Origin of the sequence: Ottowia sp., from assembly GCF_035325765.1 — a bacterium.
GTDB lineage: Bacteria > Pseudomonadota > Gammaproteobacteria > Burkholderiales > Burkholderiaceae_C > Ottowia.
On the sequence record NZ_DAOKZG010000007.1, the window covers coordinates 76,149 to 93,045 of the forward strand.

Sequence of the window (16,897 nt, forward strand, 5' to 3'; positions counted from 1 at the left end):
CCCCCGAGGGGGCCTTCGCGCCTTGGGACGGCCCGGCGGCGCTCATGAAGCCCCCACGCTCCGCGGCTGCGCCTGCTGCGCTGCCCCCCGAGGGGGCCTTCGCGCCTTGGGACGGCCCGGCGGCGCTCATGAAGCCCCCGCGCTCCCCCGCTGCGCCTGCTGCGCCGGCCTTGCAGGCCGCGGAGCCGCCAGAGTCGACTCGTCTTCGGGCTGTCCAGGCTCGCACTGGCGAGCCTGGAGCCGCGGCCCTCAGCCCCTCGGGGGCGCTCGCCCCCTTGGGACGGCCCGGCGGCGGCTCGGGAACCCGTGAAGTCCGTGCGGCCGAAACCACGGGCGCGCGACCATTCACCGACTTCGAGGACTTCCTGGCCTCGCTGCAGCGCGAGAAGCGCAAGAAGATCCGGCAGGAGCGCCGGCGCGTGGCGGACGCCGGCGTGCGCGTGCGCTGGGCGCGCGGGGTCGACATCACGCCGGCCGACTGGGACTTCTTCTACCGCTGCTACGAACGCACCTATCTCGAGCACGGCAACGCGCCCTATCTGACGCCCGACTTCTTTGTCCGCATGGCGCGCGACCTGCCACGGGCCTGGGTGCTGTTCATCGCCGAGCGCGAGGGACGGCCGATCGCCGCCAGCCTGATCGCGCTGGACACGAGTTCACCCGGCGACCATGAGGAACGCACCACGGGCCGCGTGGCCTACGGTCGCTACTGGGGCGCGCTGGAGCGCGTGGACTGCCTGCACTTCGAGCTGTGCTACTACGCGCCGCTGGCGTGGTGCATCGCGCACGGCATCGCGCGCTTTGAAGGCGGCGCCCAGGGCGAGCACAAGATGGCGCGCGCCCTGCTACCGGTGACCACGCACAGCGCGCACTGGCTCGCGCACCCGGCCTTTGCCGAGGCGGTGGGGCGCTTCCTGGACCGCGAGGACGCGGCCATGACGGGCTATCTGGCGCGGCTGCGCGCGCGCGACCCCTTCGGCCACCCGCCGAGGTAGGACCGGTACCGGTACTCAGCCGCGATCGGCCTTGGGCGCGCGCCGGGCCTTGCCGCCGCTGCGGAAGGCAGCCGGCTTGAAGGCGTCGCGCTCGCGCGCCTCGGCCGGAAAGCCGCAGTTGTCGTCGGCGATGCCGAACACCATGCTGGCACCGGGGCCGTAGCGCTCGGGCACGGTCTGGTGCAACTGGTAGGACATGTCGACCGGCGGCGTGGTGGTCTGCGACACGATGTTGCCCTTGGCATCCATCACGGTGTAGCAGGCGGCTTGCGCGCCCGCGGCCAGCAGCAGCGTGGCGGCAGCGACCGAAAGCTTGGTGTAGGCAGTCATGGTGCGATTGTTCATCGGTTGCGACGGATTTGACAAGTGGAAACAGTCAGCTTGCCGTAGCGCGCGGTGTTTTTGCCACCTGGGTGACGAGCCGGTGATAGAAACGGATGGCATCCGCGTAATTCTTCACGGACAGGCGCTCGTTGGTGCCATGGAAGCGCTTGAGGTCCTCGCTGTCGGCCCGGATCGGCGAGAACTTGAAGATGTGGTCGCTGATCGGCTCGTAGTGCACCGAGTCGGTGCCGGCCACCATCAGGCCGGGTGCCACCAGGGCATCCGGAAACACCTCGCGGATGGTGCGCGCCAGCGCCTGGTAGGGCGCAGCACCGGTGGGCGCGACCTTGGATGCCTCCTTCGAGCCGGGCAGCGGGTTGACCGCCAGGTGCCCGGCCGGTACCTGCCCGCCCGCCACCTGCTCGACGTGCTGGGTCACCTGCGCGCGCGTGTCGCCAGGCAGGATGCGGAAGTTGACCACGGCCTCGGCGCGACCCGGCAGCACGTTGTCCTTGTTGCCGGCGCTGGCGATGGTGAGCGCGGTGGTGGTGCGCAGCATGGCGTTGGTGCTGGCGGCGCGCTCGAGCTGCCGCTGCACCAGCGGGCCGAACAGCCACAGGTTGGACAGCGCCACGCGCGAGAAGCCGCCCATCTCGGGCGCCAGCACGTCGAACATCTCGGCCGCCACGCCGCGCATGCCAGCCGGCATCTGCTGGCGGTCGAGCGCCGCCAGGGCCGCGCTCATCATGCCGATGGCGCTGGCGCCGGCCGACGGCGGCATGGACGAGTGGCCGGGGGTGGCGGTGAAGCCCAGTTGCACCGACATGTAGCCCTTCTCGGCGATGCCGACCAGGGCGGCCGGCCGCTTCAGGCCGGGCATCACGCCATCCAGCACCAGCAGGCCCTCGTCCAGCACGAAGTCCGCCTGCACGCCGCGCGACTTGAGCAGTCCGGCGATGCTGGCCGCGCCGCGGTGGCCGCCCACCTCCTCGTCCGCGCCGTAAGCCAGGTAGATGGTGCGCGGCGGCTGCCAGCCTGCGGCCAGTAGCAGCTCCACCGCCTCGAGCTGGGCCAGCAGGTTGCCCTTGTCGTCCCACGAGCCACGGCCCCAGACGTAGCCGTCCCTGACGATGCCGGCAAACGGCGGCTGCTGCCAGTCGCCCTCGGTGCCGGGTGCGATCGGCACCACGTCCTGGTGCGCCAGCAGCACCATGGCGGGCGCCTTCGGGTCGGCGCCTTCCCACGTGTAGAGCAGGCTGAGCTCGTTCACCAGCTCGCGCTTGAGCGTGGCATGCACGCGCGGAAACTGCTGCTGCAGCAGCGCGTGCAGGGCGCGGAACTGGTCGGCATTCTGGCCCGCATCGGCCTGTGACGACACGGTCTGCAGCCGCACCGCCTCGGCCAGCCGGCCGGCCACGGCGGCCTCGTCGATCGCGATGGGCGCCAGCGGCTCGACCTGCAGCTGGCGCGAGCCATGGCGCCAGGTGTTGACGGCCAGCGCCAGCGCCAGCGCGACCAGGGCCAGCAGCAGGATTCCGAAGAGTCTCTTGATCACGGTTCCACTCCCTCCAGTGACAGCGACGCATCGTAACCGCTGCCTTGGCGAGTTCTCATGAGCTTGCGCCCGCGCCAGCACATGCCGGTTGACTTCGCTGCGCTTGCATCACCGGCCCCTGATCCGCCTGCCCGCATGTCCGCGCGAGCCGGCGGCGCGGGCCAGGCCCTTGCACCCGGCGCGACATCAACCGGCTCCCGGCAGGGCCGGCGGCGCGGCACCCGGCGCGTCCGTCAGGCGGTCCAGCAACTGGCGCGCCAGGGCAGTGTGCAACTCGGCGCGGCCTTCGTCGTCCAGCGCGCCCGGACTGCCGCGCTCCCATTCGGGGTGACCGCGCGCGCTGCCGAGCAAGCCGATCGCCACGCGCATGTCGCCTGCCGCGTCGGGCGCCGGATCGGCCGTCACGCGCAGCGTCTCCTGTGCCGCGTGGCCGCGCAGCGCCAGGGCGCGCACGAGTTGCAGCAGGTGGCCCGCCATCAGCACCAGCACGGGGTCTTCCACCGTCAGCTCTTGCACCCCGGTCAGGCGGTTTTCCAGCTTGCGCCACAGCGGTCGCCAGCCGCCGGAGACGGCGCCGCCGACCGTGGCGCCGAGCGTGGTGGCCGCGCCCAGGGACAGCCCGGCCAGCGCGACGTCGGCTACGGCGCCGACGCCAGCGCCGATCATGGCGCCCAGGCCCAGGCGCTTGCCCGCCTGCAGCAGCAGCTCGGTATTGAACAGATCGTCCGCCCAGCGGCCGGCCAGCTCGGGCATGTCGGCCAGCTCGGCGTCGCCCGGGCGAAAACCGTAGAGTGCCAGCAGCGCGTCGACGGCGCGCCGCGCATGGCGCCGCACCTCGTCCCGGAAAGCCTGCACGAAGGCCTGTTGCCGGTCCTGCCGGGCGAACTCGGCCGCGGGCAGCGCGCGGCGCATGGCGGCGACGTCGACCAGGGCATCGGCCACCACGCGGCAAGCTGCGGCGCGCCGGTCACGCGCCTCGGCGGCCAGGCTGGAGCCGATCTCCTGCAGCCGTTCGCGATGCGTCGGCAGCAACGTGGCGAGGTCGCTGTAGAGCTGCTGCTCGGAGCCGATGAAGGGCGCCACGGCGTCGAATTCGACACGCGCGTGCAGACCGCTCTCGCGCAACATCCGGTGCCATTCGGCCTGGCGCGAGGCAGCATCGCGCACGAAGTTGAGAACCGGCAGGATGGGCCGCGCACAGGCGATCAGGATGCGCATCTCGGCGCGGTACTTGGGCAGCACCGGTTCGCGCGTATCGATCACCAGCATCGCGCAATCGGCCTGCTCCAGCAGCGCGCGCACCACCTTGGCCTCCTGCTCGAAGGCGGCATGGGCCTCGGGTCCGCGCAGGAAGCCCTGCAGCTGCGCGTGCTCGGACTCGCCCTCCAGGCGCTGCAGGTATTCCTGCAGCGCGACCGCGTCCTCCAGCCCCGGCGTGTCGATGAAGCGGGCCAGGACACGCCCCTCCAGCCGCAGCGCAATCGCCTCGGCATGGCGCGTGGTACCGGGCCGGTCCGACACGTCGCCGAAGTCCACGCGCCGCGTGAGCGTGCGCAGCAGCGAGGTCTTGCCGGCGTTGGTGTGGCCGACGACGGCGATGGTGAGCGGCTCAGCCATGCGCGGATGCCATCCAGTTCCGTACGGCCGCGGCGTCCTGCAGCAGCGCGCACGCCGCGAAGCCCTCGGCCCGCAGCCAGTCGCGCCAGCGCTGCGCGGCCTGGCGTGGCACCGGGCCGTCCGGCGCTTGCAGCCAGACCGCGCTGCGGCCCGCAAAGGTCGTGGCGTCCCGCAGGAAGCGCGCCGTACCCCGGTCCGGGCTGGACGTGGCGTGGACCTGCACCAGCAACGCCATCGGACGTATTGCCGCGAGCCGCGTGCTGGCGGCCCGGCGCTCGGCAGCGCTGCCGGACACCGACAGCGTCACGGCCGATGCCGGCAGGTCCGGCGGCGGCCAGGAGACCTCCGGCGGCAGCTCGAAGCCGACCACCACCAGTGCGTCGGATCCCGGGACTGCCGGCATGCGCCCTGCCAGGCCGGGCCCGTCCGGCCGCTGTTCCGGGTCAATCACCTGTGACGCCGGCTCGAGTGCGTCGAGCCGGGCCATGATGCCGCGCACCGCGGCATCCACCATGTCGGGCTGCGCCACCCGCGCCTGACCCGCGCGCCAGCGCCAGATGCTCAGGAGCGCCAGCAATGCGCGCGGCAGCAGGCCATACGCGGTGACGCAGCCCAGCAGCCACTGGGCCCAGGCGCTCTGGCTGGCCGCGAGGGCGACGGTGCCGGCGCTGCCGGCCTGCAGCACGGCGGCGGCATCGGGCACGGCAAAGCCGAGCCGAGCCGGCAGCACGCCCGTGACGGCAACGAAGCGCTCGAAGAACCCGGCGCTCAGGATCGTGGTCTCCCAGGTCAGCCGGTATTCCTGGAAAGCAAAGCGCAGCCACAGCACGCCGAGCACGACCACGAACGACAGTGCCCAGATCATGTGGCTCAGCACGCCCGTCAGCCAGGGCCACAGGCGGGCGCGCCGCAGCACCGCCATGGTCGACTGCAGCAGCAGCGGCCCATGGCGGGTGCGCCCGCCCGCGTGGCCGCCCCCCGCAGGGACCTGTGCCACCAGCCAGAGCGCGGCGCGCGCCAGCGACAGCCGACCGGACCGGGCGCGCCAGGGCCGCAGGAAACCGAGCAGCCACAGCACCAGGGTGGCACCATGCCAGCCCAGCAGGCTGATGAAGGCGGCCACGGCATTGATGCTGCGATCCGGTCCCAGCAGCGCGCGCACCGTCGCCAGCGCCAGCAACGCCATGGCGATCGCCAGCACCGCCACCGCGAGCAGCAGCATCCGGCGCCAGCGCGCCAGCTCGCGCAACAGCCCAAGTCGCACGCCAAGCAGCCCCGCGCGTTCCTGCAGCTGTGCCGCGCGCGTGGGCCGGGTGCGAAAGGCCTGCTGCAGCTCGGCACTGTCCTCCAGCGGCCCCGTGCGCTCCAAGCGCAGCACCGCCTCGGTCAGGATGGCGGCAGACAGGGTCGCGCGGCGTCGAGTGGCCTCGGGAGATGGCATGGCGGGAGCAGGCTGCAGGGCGCGATGATACCCAGCGCGACGCTCCCGGACGGATCAACGGTCGCTATCGAACCAATAGCCTGTCGTGCTTGCGCCACTTCGGCATGCGTGCGTTTTCACGCAGGAACCTCGAGCCCCGCGCAGGCCGCCTGGCGGCGGCCCTCAGCCGCGTTCGGCGTGGTGCCGGCGGAAATTGGCAATGCCGTCGGCCACTTCCTGCTGCGCCGCCTCCGGGCCTTCCCAGCCCAGCAGCTTGACCCACTTGCCGTGCTCCAGGTCCTTGTAGTGCTGGAAGAAGTGGGAGATCGCCTCGAGCCGCATGGCGTTGACATCCTCGATCTTCTTCCAGCGGCTGTACATGGTGGACACCTTGTCGACCGGCACGGCCAGCACCTTGCCGTCGATGCCCGCCTCGTCCTCCATCTTCAGGATGCCGACCGCGCGACAGGTGATCACCACGCCGGACTGCAGCGGGTACGGCGTGACCACCAGCACGTCGACCGGGTCGCCGTCGCCCGACAGCGTCTGCGGGATGTAGCCATAGTTGGTCGGGTAGTACATCGCCACCGTCATGAAGCGGTCGACGAACAGGGCACCGGTGTCATCGTCGACCTCGTACTTGATCGGGTCGGCTTCCATCGGGATCTCGATGATGACGTTGAATTCCGCGGGGGCATTCTTTCCGGGGCTGACGCTTTCAAGAGGCATGGGCGCTCCGCTGTCGATGTCTGGAAATGGGCAGATCGGGCCAACTTTGCATTCTAGCGCGAGCCATCGGCGCGGCCGGGGGCGGCGCGGCTTGTGCGTAAAATTGCCGGGTTGGCCAATCGCGGCCCCCAATCAGGCGCGAGGAAGCAACGCAGGTGGGAGAACTGGCTGCGTTGACGCTTCAGCCGAGCGCGCCAGCTCCTCCCGAATGCAAGGCTTGAGCGAGGAGTAATCTGAAATGACAGGCAATTCGGCGCTGATACTGGCGCTCGTCTGCGGTCTGGTCGCCGTGATCTACGGCTTCTGGGCACGCGGCTGGATTCTTTCCCAGGACGCGGGCAACGCGCGCATGCAGGAGATCGCCGCGGCGATCCAGGCCGGCGCGGCCGCCTACCTGGCCAAGCAGTACAAGACCATCGCCATCGTCGGCGTGGTGCTGGCGATCCTGATCGCCCTGGTGCTGGACGTGCAGACCGCGATCGGCTTCGTGGTCGGCGCGGTGCTCTCGGGCGCCTGCGGCTTCATCGGCATGAACGTGTCGGTGCGCGCCAACGTGCGCACGGCGCAGGCGGCGACCCGCGGCATCGGCCCGGCGCTGGACGTGGCCTTCCGCGGCGGCGCCATCACCGGCATGCTGGTGGTCGGCCTGGGCCTGCTGGGCGTGGCCGGCTTCTACTGGTTCCTGGGGGGTGCGGCCGCCGATTCCAAGGCGCTCAACCCGCTGATCGGCCTAGCCTTCGGTTCGTCGCTGATTTCGATCTTCGCACGGCTGGGCGGCGGCATCTTCACCAAGGGCGCCGACGTCGGCGCCGACCTGGTGGGCAAGGTGGAAGCCGGCATCCCCGAGGACGACCCGCGCAACCCGGCGGTGATCGCCGACAACGTGGGCGACAACGTGGGCGACTGCGCCGGCATGGCGGCCGACCTGTTCGAGACCTACGCCGTCACGCTGATCGCCACCATGGTGCTCGGCGGCCTGATGATCACGGCCGCGCCGACCGCCGCCGTGATGTACCCGCTGGCGCTGGGCGCGGTCTCCATCGTCGCCTCGATCATCGGCACCTTCTTCGTCAAGGCGAGCCCGGGCATGAAGAACGTGATGCCGGCGCTCTACAAGGGCTTGGCGATCGCGGGCATCCTGTCGCTGATCGCGTTCTGGTTCGTCACTGCCTGGATCATCCCGGACAATGCGCTAGGCGGCGAAGGCGCCGTGATGCGCCTGTTCGGCGCCTGCGTGATCGGCCTGGTGCTGACGGCCCTGCTGGTGTGGATCACCGAGTACTACACCGGCACCCAGTACAAGCCGGTGCAGCACGTGGCGCAGGCCAGCACCACCGGCCACGCCACCAACATCATCGCCGGCATCGGCATCTCGATGAAGTCCACCGCCTGGCCCGTGCTGTTCGTCTGCGCGGCGATCGTCTCGGCCTATGCCCTGGCCGGCCTGTACGGCGTCGCCGTGGCCGCCATGTCGATGCTGTCGATGGCCGGCATCATCGTGGCGCTGGACGCCTATGGGCCGATCACCGACAACGCCGGCGGCATCGCCGAGATGAGCGAGATGCCCTCCGAGGTGCGCGACATCACCGACCCGCTGGACGCCGTGGGCAACACCACCAAGGCGGTGACCAAGGGCTACGCCATCGGCTCGGCGGGCCTCGCGGCGCTGGTGCTGTTTGCCGACTACACGCACAAGCTCGACAGCTTCGGCGCCGGCACGGCATTCGACCTGTCGGACCCGATGGTGATCGTCGGCCTGTTCATCGGCGGCCTGATCCCCTACCTGTTCGGCGCCATGGCGATGGAGGCCGTGGGCCGCGCCGCCGGCTCGGTGGTCGAGGAAGTGCGTCGCCAGTTCCGCGAGATCAAGGGCATCATGGAAGGCACGGGCAAGCCCGAGTACGGCAAGGCCGTCAGCCTGCTGACGGGCGCGGCGATCAAGGAGATGATGATCCCCTCGCTGCTGCCGGTGGTGGTGCCGATCCTGGTCGGCCTGATCCTGGGCCCGAAGGCGCTGGGTGGCCTGCTGATGGGCACCATCGTGACCGGGCTGTTCGTCGCCATTTCCATGTGCACCGGCGGCGGCGCCTGGGACAACGCCAAGAAGTACATCGAGGACGGCCACCACGGCGGCAAGGGCAGCGAGGCGCACAAGGCCGCCGTCACCGGCGACACCGTGGGCGACCCCTACAAGGACACCGCCGGCCCCGCCGTCAACCCGCTGATCAAGATCATCAACATCGTGGCCTTGCTGATCGTGCCCCTGGTGGTCAGCATGCACGGCGGCCAGAAGACCGCCAATGCGGCGGACACGCCGGCCGCGGTCGTGGCGCAGCAGGATGCTGCCGCCGTGGACGTCGCCGCGTACCTGCCGACGGCCACTGAGACGGCCCGCGCGCGGCAGTGACGCGCTGGCGCTTGCGCCGCTCCCGAAAGCCCGCCTCCCGGCGGGCTTTTTTTGGCCTCAGTGGCCGTCGCCGCGCAACGCCAGCAGCGCCGCGCCAGCGAACACCGCACCGGCGCCAAAGGTCCAGGCCGGAGCCAGGTACTGCCACAGCAGGCTGGCCAGCACGCTGGCGGCCAGCATCGCGAGCCCGCTCACCAGGTTGAAGAAGCCGAACGCGGTGCCACGCAGGTCTGCGGGCGCGCCGGCGGCCACCATCGCACTCAGCAGGCCCTGCGTCATGCCCATGTGCAGGCCCCACAGCAGCACCCCCAGCAGCAGGCCACCCAGTGCCTTCGGGCCCAGGATCAGGCCGACCAGGATCGGCACCACCACCGGCAGCAGCGCATGGATCATCTCGGACGACACGTCCATCAGCAGGCTGACGAACCCCAGCACCCAGATTCCTGCAGGCCGGCGGCCGGAAGGACGCTGGACAGACATCGCGCATGCGGGGTGATTCGAATGCATCCATTGTGGCGCGCCGGCGGCACAATCGCGCCATGCAACTCAACTTCATCGACAACTACCCGGTCTCCTCCATGAGCATGCGCTCGATCCCCGTGATCGACCCGTCCGACGGCCTGGTGTTCGACGACATCCAGCACAGCGACGCGCAGGACATCGACGCCGCCGTGCAGTCGGCGCGCGGCTGCTTCGAGGGACCGTGGAGCCGGCTTTCGGCCGCCGAGCGCGGGCGCCTGCTGCAGCGCCTGTCGGCCCGCGTGGCCGAGCACGCCGACGAACTCGCCCTGCTCGAGCAGCGCGACTGCGGCAAGCCGACGAAGCAGGCCCGGGCCGACGTGGCGGCGCTGGTGCGCTACTTCGAGTTCTACGCCGGCGCCTGCGACAAGCTGCACGGCGAGACCCTGCCCTACCAGAGCGGCTACAGCGTCTTCACCTGGCGCGAGCCGCACGGCGTGACCGGCCACGTGATCCCCTGGAACTACCCGATGCAGATCTTCGGCCGCAGCGTCGGCGGCGCGCTGGCGGCCGGCAACTGCTGCGTCGTCAAGCCGGCCGAGGACGCCTGCCTGTCGATCCTGCGCGTGGCGCAGCTGGCCGCCGACTGCGGCTTTCCGCCCGGTGCCATCAACGTCGTCACCGGCTTCGGCCACGAGGTCGGCCAGGCGCTGGCCGAGCACCCGGGCGTGGACCACATCAGCTTCACCGGCAGCCCGCGCGTGGGCACGCTGATCCAGCAGACCGCCGCGAAACGCCACTGCCCGGTGACGCTGGAGCTCGGTGGCAAGAGCCCGCAGATCGTGTTTGCCGACGCCGACCTCGACGCGGCGCTGCCGGTCATCATCAACGCCATCGTGCAGAACGCCGGCCAGACCTGCTCGGCCGGCTCGCGCGTGCTGGTCGAGCAGGCCATCTACCAGCCGCTGCTCGAGCGCCTGGGCCAGGCCTTTGCCGCGCTGCGCGTCGGCCCGGCCGGCATGGACCTGGATGTCGGGCCGCTGATCCGCGCTGGCCAGAAGAAGCGCGTCACCGACTTCCTGGCCGAGGCGCGGCGCGACGGCATCCGCACCGTGGCCGAGGGCGAGATCGTGGCCGAGGCGCCGGCCGGCGGCTACTACCAGGCGCCGGTGCTGCTGGCCGACGTGCCGGTGCAGCACCGCCTGGCGCAGGAAGAAGTGTTCGGCCCGGTGCTTGCCGCCATGCCCTTCCGCGACGAGGACCACGCGGTGGAACTGGCCAACGCGACGCGCTTCGGCCTCGTCGCCGGCGTCTGGACGCGCGACGGCGGGCGCCAGCTGCGCATGGCGCGGCGCGTGCGCAGCGGCCAGGTGTTCATCAACAACTACGGCGCCGGTGGCGGCGTCGAGCTGCCCTTCGGCGGCTACAAGTCATCCGGCTACGGGCGCGAGAAGGGCTTCGAGGCGCTCTACGGCTTCACCGTGCTGAAGACCGTGGCGGTGCGCCACGGCTAGATCCGGGATCAGAAGCCAGAACATCCATACGCAGAAGGCGCAGAGATCACGCAGAAGACGCAAAAGGAATTCGGTTTCTTCCGCGTCCTCTGCGCAACCTTCGCGTCCTCTGCGTCCGGCTGTTCGGCTGTTCGGCTGTTCGGCTGTTCGGCTGTTCGGCTGTTCGGCTGCTGGCCGCTCAGCGCCGGCCGCCGAGCAGGCTGCCGCCGAGCTTGAGCAGGTCGCCCAGGTCGACCTTGCCGTCGCCGTCCTGGTCCAGCACGGCGTTCAGCAGGCCGCCGCCGAGGCCGCCCTGCTGCTGCACCCGCATGCGCTCCTGGCCCAGTGCGCTGCCCAGGCCGCCGGCGTCCAGCTTGCCGGCTCGTACGCGTCCGGCCAGCGCCGCCATGACCATGGGCGCCAGCATCATCAACAGCTTGCCGGCCTGCCCGGACTGCAGCCCGGCCGCCTGGCTCAGTCCGACCTCGGCACGCGGCTGCGCGCTGCCGAAGATGTGACCGAGGATGCCGCCCGCATCCATCTGGCGACTGGCCGGCGCGCCACCGCCGAGCACGTTGCCCAGCAGGCCGCCCAGGCCGCCGGTGCCGGCCGCGCCGCCAGCCCCCCCGAGCATGGCGCCCATCAGGCCACCCAGGTCCACAGCACCCTGCCCTGCATGGTCGCGCTGCAGCGCGTTGAACAGCGCCGCCGCGCCCTCGGGCTGCTGCGTGTTGCGGCCCAGCGCGCCGACCACCATCGGCAGCGCGGCGGCGATGGCGTTGCTGGCGGTACCGGTGTCGGTGCCCAGCTGCCGGGCGATCTGGCCCATCGCCGGGCCCTGCAATTGACCCATCAGGTCGTCGATGAGCGAGCCATTCATGTGCGGCTTCCTTCCTCTGTCGAATCCGGGGAAACGACCATGGTAGCAACGGGAAAGCGGCCGCGGCTTACCATGTGCCGTTGAGTGCCAACTTCATCACACGGGAGGAACCCGATGCGCGTGCAGAACAAGTCGATCCTCGTCACCGGCGCCGGCGGCGGCATTGGTGAGGGCATTGCCCGGCGGCTGGCGGCCGAAGGCGCGGCAGTGGTGGTGGCCGACATCAACGCCGAGCTGGGCGAGAAAGTGGCCGCCGACATCACGGCGGCCGGCGGCAAGGCCTGCTTCGTCGCCGGTGACGTGACGCGCAGCACCGACTGGGCGCGCCTCGTGCACACGGCACTGGATCACGGCGGCAGGCTGGACGTGCTGGTCAACAACGCCGGCTGGACGCACCGCAACCGGCCCATGCTGGAGGTGAGCGAAGCCGAGTTCGACAAGGTCTACGCCGTCAACGTCAAGAGCATCTTCCTGTCGGCCCAGCACGCCGTGCCGGCGATGCGTGCGAATGGCGGGGGCAGCATCATCAACATCGCCTCGACCGCCGGGATCCGGCCGCGCCCCGGACTGACCTGGTACAATGGCAGCAAGGGCGCGGTCATTACCACCAGCAAATCGATGGCGGCCGAGCTCGGCCCCGACAACATCCGCGTCAACTGCATCAACCCGGTGTTCAATCCCGACACCGGCCTGTCGGCCGAATTTGCCGGGGGTCCGCTGGACGAGGCGCGCCGCGCGAAATTCCGCGCCACCATCCCGCTCGGCCGCTTCTCGACCGCGCTCGACGTCGCCAATGCGGCGCTGTATCTGGCCAGCGACGAGGCGGCCTTCGTCAGCGGCGTGTGCATAGAGGTGGATGGGGGGCGGTGTGTTTAAGGCCACCCCCTGTGTCGCTGCGCTCCTTCCCCCTTGAAGGGGGAGGCACCCTGTGCCCAGGGGGACCCTGGTCACGGGTGCCCCGCATGGCCTGCTCCGCGGCCTTCGGACTGCCATTGAGGCAGCCGGGTTGGGGCACCCGGCGAGCACGGCAACGACGAGGGCGGCCAGGCCAGGCTTTCACGCGCAGCCGCTTGCCCCGCTTTGCTGGGCCTGCGCCCAGGGAGACTCCGGCCACAGGCGCCTCCGAATGGCCTGCTCCGCGGCCTTTTGAGAGGTCTGGTTGAACCAGCCCGTCTGAAGCGGTGTGGCTGCGTCGCAGGGCTGGCGCGTCGGCCCCCGGTGGGCAGGGTCAGGACAGCATCGCTGCGCCGTGCGCGATGTAAGCGGCCATCTCCTCGGCCGGCACCATGCTGCCGCCGGTGGCCCAGGCGATGTGGGTGGACCGGGCCAGTTCGGCCGGGCCGATGCCGAGGCGCTGCAGGTGGCCGGCGGCCCGGGCGACGTGCCAGGGTCCGGGCAGGCCGGCGACGGCGGAGGGCTCGACGTCCAGGCCCTCGTGCTGGTGCAGCAGGGCCACGAGGCGGAACAGTTCGTCGTCGTCGACAGTGAAGCAGCCGTCGATCAGGTGCGCCAGGCGCCGCCCGACGAAGCCCGAGGGGCGCGCCACCGCCAGGCCGTCGGCGGCGGTGACGCCGTCCAGGCCGATGTCGTGCACGCTCACGTCCTCGTGCCAGCCACTGGCCAGGCCCAGCAGCATGCAGGGCGCGTGCGTGGGCTCCGCAAACAGGCAGTGCACGTGGTCGCCGAACACCAGCTTGAGGCCAAAGGCGACACCGCCCGGCCCGCCGCCGACGCCGCAGGGCAGGTACACGAACAGCGGCCGGTCCGGGCCGACGCGGAGGTCGAGCGCCTGGAGCTGGCCGGCGAGCCGCTGCGCCGCCACGGCATAGCCGAGGAACAGGTGCGGCGAGTTTTCGTCGTCGACGAAATAGGTCAATGGATCGGCCGCCGCCTGCGCCCGGCCCTCGGCCACGGCGGCCGAGTAGTCGGCGGCGTGCTCGACCACGGTGACGCCGTGCGCGCGCAGCCGGTCCTTCTTCCACTGGCGCGCGTCGGCCGACATGTGGACCGTGACCTGGAAGCCGAGCTGCGCGCCGATGATGCCGATCGACAGCCCGAGGTTGCCGGTGGAGCCGACGGCAATGCGGTGGCGGCCCAGCAGGGCGCGCAGCTCGGGCGCAGCGAAGCGGCGGTAGTCGTCCTGCAGCGCCAGCAGGCCGGCGTCAAGGGCGAGCCGCTCGGCGTGGCGCAGCACCTCGTGGATGCCGCCACGCGCCTTGATCGAGCCCGAGATCGGCAGCGCCGAATCCAGCTTCAGCCACAGCCGTCCGGGCAGCACCATGCCGCGGCGCGCGTCCAGCGCGGCCTGCAGCGCCGGCACGGCCACCAGGGGCGACTCGATGATGCCGCCGCTGGCGCGCGTGGCCGGAAAGGCCTCGGCCAGCCAGGGCGCGAAGCGCCGCAGGCGGTCGGCGGCCTCCTGCACCTCGGCGGCGCCCAGGCCGGCCTCGGGCAGGGCGACGGCAGCGGGCTGCAGCCGCGGATTGAACCAGGCACAGGCGCGCGCCGCCATCAGGTCGGCCAGCAGGCCGGGGGCCAGCGATGCGGCCAGCGCGGGATCCACCGTGCCGGTCACAGCCAGCGCGCCAGTTCGGCGACGTCCTCGGGGAACATCTGGCCCTGCTCGGCCTGCAGCACGCGGCCATCCTTGCCGCGCACCACGGTGACCGGCAGCCCTTCGGGCTTGGGGTAGGCACGCGCCAGCTCGGGGCCGAGCCAGGCCGCCGGAAAGGTGTAGCCTTTGCGACGCAGGTAGGCCACGGCCTCGTCCGGGCGGCGGTCGATCGACAGCGCCAGCAGGCGCAGGCCGCGCGCGCGCCCGGCATCCCAGAGCTTCTGCATCTCGGGGCTCTGCTCGGCGCAGAACGGGCACCAGCTGGCCCACCAGTAGAGCACCAGCACCCGACCCTCGGCCTCGCGCGGCTCGAAACGACCGCCGTCCAGCAGACTGGCGGGGGCCAGCGGCAATACGCTGCCCAGCGCCGGCAGGGGCGCCGCGCCAGGCTCGGCAGCGCGGCCCGGGTCGGCCAGCAGCAACGCAGCTGTGCCCTGCAGCCAGTGACGGCGATTCCAGCGTGCGACGTTCATGCGTGGCTTCCGATGCGTGTGCAGCCGCACATGGTAGCGTGCGCCTGCGCCGCGCGGGCGCGCAAACCACGACTGCAAACCACTACCCCAGATGGGCCTCTGTCCGCTTCAGCATAATGGCCCGCATGGACAAGAGCACGGTTTCCTCCTACAGCGCCCGGCGCTCGAACGGCCGGGTCGTCAAGTCGTCGCCGCCGACGCCGCTGCCGACCGCAACCCCGGCGGGCACGCTGGTCGACACGCGCGGCCGGCCGCTGCGCGACCTGCGCATCAGCGTCACGGACCGCTGCAACTTCCGTTGCACCTACTGCATGCCCAAGGAGGTGTTCGGCTCGCGCTACCACTTCCTGCCGCAGGCCGAGGTGCTGAGCTTCGAGGAGATCGCGCGCCTGGCCGGGCTGTTCGTGACGCAGGGCGTGCACAAGCTGCGCCTGACCGGCGGCGAGCCGCTGGTGCGCAAGAACGTCGAAGGCCTGATCGAGCTGCTGGCGCAGTTGTGCACGCCGGACGGCGAGCCACTCGACATCACGCTCACCACCAATGGTTCGCTGCTGGAGCGCAAGGCGAAGGCGCTGGCCGCGGCCGGCCTGAAGCGCGTCACCGTGAGCCTGGACGCGCTCGACGACACGATCTTCCAGCGCATGAACGACGTCGGCTTTCCGGTGCACAAGGTGCTGGCCGGCATCGACGCCGCGCAGGCTGCGGGCCTCGGGCCGATCAAGGTCAACGTGGTGGTCAAGCGCGGCACCAACGAGCAGGAGATCCTGCCGATCGCGCGGCGCTTTCGCGGCACCGGCATCACGGTGCGCTTCATCGAGTTCATGGATGTGGGTTCGACCAATGGCTGGCGCATGACCGAGGTGCTGCCCGGCGCCGAGGTGATCCGCCTGCTGCAGAGCGAATTCCCGCTGGTGCCGCTCGAAGCCACGGCGCCTGGCGAGACCGCCGAACGCTGGGGTTACGCCGGCGCCGATGGCCGCCACGACCCGGCGCTGGGCGAGGTCGGCGTGATCTGCAGCGTCACGCACCCCTTCTGCGGCGCCTGCAACCGCGCGCGGCTGTCGACCGACGGCAAGCTCTACCTGTGCCTGTTCGCGAACCACGGCCACGATCTGCGTGCCCTGCTGCGCGGCGGCGCGCCGGACGAGGCGATCCAGGGCGCCATCGCCGGCATCTGGCAGGGCCGCACCGACCGCTACAGCGAGCTGCGCGCCAGCCTGCCGCCGGACCACGGCCCGAGCGAGAAACGCATCGAGATGAGCTACATCGGCGGTTGAGGCCCGCGGTCGTCACGGGGCCGCCACGACAGTCGTGGATTCAACCTGAATCCGGCAGTTGGATGCGCCCGCCAGTGCCGCCCTCGGCGTGCCAGGCAAGGGTGAGCGCCGCGGCTCCAAAGGCGCCTGTGCGCCTTTGGACGGCGCGAACGGGTCCAGCCTCTGGCTGGGCCGCGCCCTGCAAGGGCGAGGAGGCCGCGCACTGATGTGCGCCACGATTAGTGCAGTATTTCGCGCTATCAGGCACTTATAAAAGCCAGAAAAAGGCTTGCGGCAAGGCGCGGTTTGCAGCCAATGCTGGCGGCCTTGGCAAGAATCGCAACGCCGCCGCAAGCCTTTTTCTGGCTTCCCGCAGGGCGAGCCGCCAAGGGGCCATCTGCTTTGTTGCGCGGCCTTGACATGGGGCCACCATGCCTGCGGCCACGCGCCGCGCAGCTGGCCCCTTGGCGACTCGTTATAAGTGCCTGATAGCGCGAAACACTGCACTAGCAACGCCACATGGCGCGGTGAGGGTGGTGCTGGCGGGTGCATAGTGCGCTCACCCAACCGGTGAGCGTGACCAAAATGGCCGAGCTCAATGCTCATGCGGCTTTCGACAAGTGAACTGGCCCCCGAAAAACGGACGCCATGAGGTCTGGTATTTTGGCCCTGTGG

General features: G+C 70.9%; 12 protein-coding genes and 2 pseudogenes. 5 read left to right on the forward strand and 9 right to left on the reverse strand.

Annotated features, from left to right (window positions below; all coding sequences use genetic code 11):
* Positions 1-344 precede the first annotated feature (344 nt).
* A pseudogene (locus PKA16_RS04585) lies at positions 345-995 on the forward strand (GNAT family N-acetyltransferase); the annotation flags it as partial.
* A 15-nt stretch (positions 996-1,010) separates the two neighbouring features.
* Here PKA16_RS04585 and PKA16_RS04590 read toward each other — a convergent pair.
* The 5 genes from PKA16_RS04590 to ppa all read right to left on the reverse strand — a co-directional run bounded on the left by PKA16_RS04590 (position 1,011) and on the right by ppa (position 6,640).
* Positions 1,011-1,325: a hypothetical protein gene (locus PKA16_RS04590; protein ID WP_324400857.1), complete on the reverse strand. Its 315-nt coding sequence runs from the start codon at positions 1,323-1,325 to the stop codon at positions 1,011-1,013.
* 46 nt (positions 1,326-1,371) lie between these two features.
* Complete coding sequence (locus PKA16_RS04595; protein ID WP_324400859.1) at positions 1,372-2,874, reverse strand: M20 family peptidase; 1,503 nt, start codon at positions 2,872-2,874, stop codon at positions 1,372-1,374.
* Positions 2,875-3,060: 186 nt separating this feature from the next.
* Positions 3,061-4,491: a GTPase/DUF3482 domain-containing protein gene (locus tag PKA16_RS04600; protein WP_324400861.1), complete on the reverse strand. Its 1,431-nt coding sequence runs from the start codon at positions 4,489-4,491 to the stop codon at positions 3,061-3,063.
* Positions 4,484-5,932 (reverse strand): DUF2868 domain-containing protein, encoded by a 1,449-nt coding sequence (locus PKA16_RS04605; RefSeq protein ID WP_324400863.1) that lies wholly within the window; start codon positions 5,930-5,932, stop codon positions 4,484-4,486. The genes PKA16_RS04600 and PKA16_RS04605 overlap by 8 nt, the downstream gene beginning before the upstream one ends.
* Before the next feature lie 162 nt (positions 5,933-6,094).
* Complete coding sequence (ppa, locus tag PKA16_RS04610; RefSeq protein ID WP_324400865.1) at positions 6,095-6,640, reverse strand: inorganic diphosphatase; 546 nt, start codon at positions 6,638-6,640, stop codon at positions 6,095-6,097.
* 238 nt (positions 6,641-6,878) lie between these two features.
* Here ppa and PKA16_RS04615 point away from each other — a divergent pair, with 238 nt between their 5' ends.
* A complete protein-coding gene (locus PKA16_RS04615; RefSeq protein WP_324400867.1) occupies positions 6,879-9,047 on the forward strand; it encodes a sodium-translocating pyrophosphatase in 2,169 nt (722 codons plus the stop codon).
* Positions 9,048-9,104: 57 nt separating this feature from the next.
* Here PKA16_RS04615 and PKA16_RS04620 read toward each other — a convergent pair.
* A pseudogene (locus PKA16_RS04620) lies at positions 9,105-9,371 on the reverse strand (MFS transporter); the annotation flags it as partial.
* A 215-nt stretch (positions 9,372-9,586) separates the two neighbouring features.
* On the opposite strand from PKA16_RS04620, the gene PKA16_RS04625 reads away from it, so the two are divergent.
* Positions 9,587-11,020 (forward strand): aldehyde dehydrogenase family protein, encoded by a 1,434-nt coding sequence (locus tag PKA16_RS04625; RefSeq protein WP_324400868.1) that lies wholly within the window; start codon positions 9,587-9,589, stop codon positions 11,018-11,020.
* Positions 11,021-11,198: 178 nt separating this feature from the next.
* Here PKA16_RS04625 and PKA16_RS04630 read toward each other — a convergent pair whose 3' ends face one another.
* Entirely contained in the window at positions 11,199-11,879 is a 681-nt protein-coding gene (locus PKA16_RS04630; RefSeq protein WP_324400870.1) for a DUF937 domain-containing protein, read from the reverse strand.
* Positions 11,880-11,993: 114 nt separating this feature from the next.
* Here PKA16_RS04630 and PKA16_RS04635 point away from each other — a divergent pair, with 114 nt between their 5' ends.
* A complete protein-coding gene (locus PKA16_RS04635; RefSeq protein WP_324400872.1) occupies positions 11,994-12,755 on the forward strand; it encodes an SDR family oxidoreductase in 762 nt (253 codons plus the stop codon).
* Between the two features lie 352 nt (positions 12,756-13,107).
* Here PKA16_RS04635 and PKA16_RS04640 read toward each other — a convergent pair whose 3' ends face one another.
* On the reverse strand, positions 13,108-14,454 hold the full coding sequence (locus tag PKA16_RS04640; protein WP_324400874.1) for a D-serine ammonia-lyase: 1,347 nt from the start codon (positions 14,452-14,454) through the stop codon (positions 13,108-13,110).
* Entirely contained in the window at positions 14,451-14,966 is a 516-nt protein-coding gene (locus PKA16_RS04645; protein WP_324400876.1) for a TlpA disulfide reductase family protein, read from the reverse strand. The genes PKA16_RS04640 and PKA16_RS04645 overlap by 4 nt, the downstream gene beginning before the upstream one ends.
* Before the next feature lie 125 nt (positions 14,967-15,091).
* Here PKA16_RS04645 and moaA point away from each other — a divergent pair, with 125 nt between their 5' ends.
* Positions 15,092-16,243: a GTP 3',8-cyclase MoaA gene (gene moaA, locus PKA16_RS04650; protein ID WP_324400878.1), complete on the forward strand. Its 1,152-nt coding sequence runs from the start codon at positions 15,092-15,094 to the stop codon at positions 16,241-16,243.
* The last annotated feature ends 654 nt before the right edge of the window (positions 16,244-16,897 follow it).

What these genes read in the sequence shown, in the direction of transcription:
- PKA16_RS04605 (WP_324400863.1), bottom strand. Translation starts at nt 5,932, where the DNA reads ATGCCATCTCCCGAGGCCACTCGACGCCGCGCGACCCTGTCTGCCGCC.
- PKA16_RS04600 (WP_324400861.1), bottom strand. Translation starts at nt 4,491, where the DNA reads ATGGCTGAGCCGCTCACCATCGCCGTCGTCGGCCACACCAACGCCGGC.
- PKA16_RS04645 (WP_324400876.1), bottom strand. Translation starts at nt 14,966, where the DNA reads ATGAACGTCGCACGCTGGAATCGCCGTCACTGGCTGCAGGGCACAGCT.
- PKA16_RS04615 (WP_324400867.1), top strand. Translation starts at nt 6,879, where the DNA reads ATGACAGGCAATTCGGCGCTGATACTGGCGCTCGTCTGCGGTCTGGTC.
- PKA16_RS04590 (WP_324400857.1), bottom strand. Translation starts at nt 1,325, where the DNA reads ATGACTGCCTACACCAAGCTTTCGGTCGCTGCCGCCACGCTGCTGCTG.
- PKA16_RS04635 (WP_324400872.1), top strand. Translation starts at nt 11,994, where the DNA reads ATGCGCGTGCAGAACAAGTCGATCCTCGTCACCGGCGCCGGCGGCGGC.
- moaA (WP_324400878.1), top strand. Translation starts at nt 15,092, where the DNA reads ATGGACAAGAGCACGGTTTCCTCCTACAGCGCCCGGCGCTCGAACGGC.
- ppa (WP_324400865.1), bottom strand. Translation starts at nt 6,640, where the DNA reads ATGCCTCTTGAAAGCGTCAGCCCCGGAAAGAATGCCCCCGCGGAATTC.
- PKA16_RS04625 (WP_324400868.1), top strand. Translation starts at nt 9,587, where the DNA reads ATGCAACTCAACTTCATCGACAACTACCCGGTCTCCTCCATGAGCATG.
- PKA16_RS04630 (WP_324400870.1), bottom strand. Translation starts at nt 11,879, where the DNA reads ATGAATGGCTCGCTCATCGACGACCTGATGGGTCAATTGCAGGGCCCG.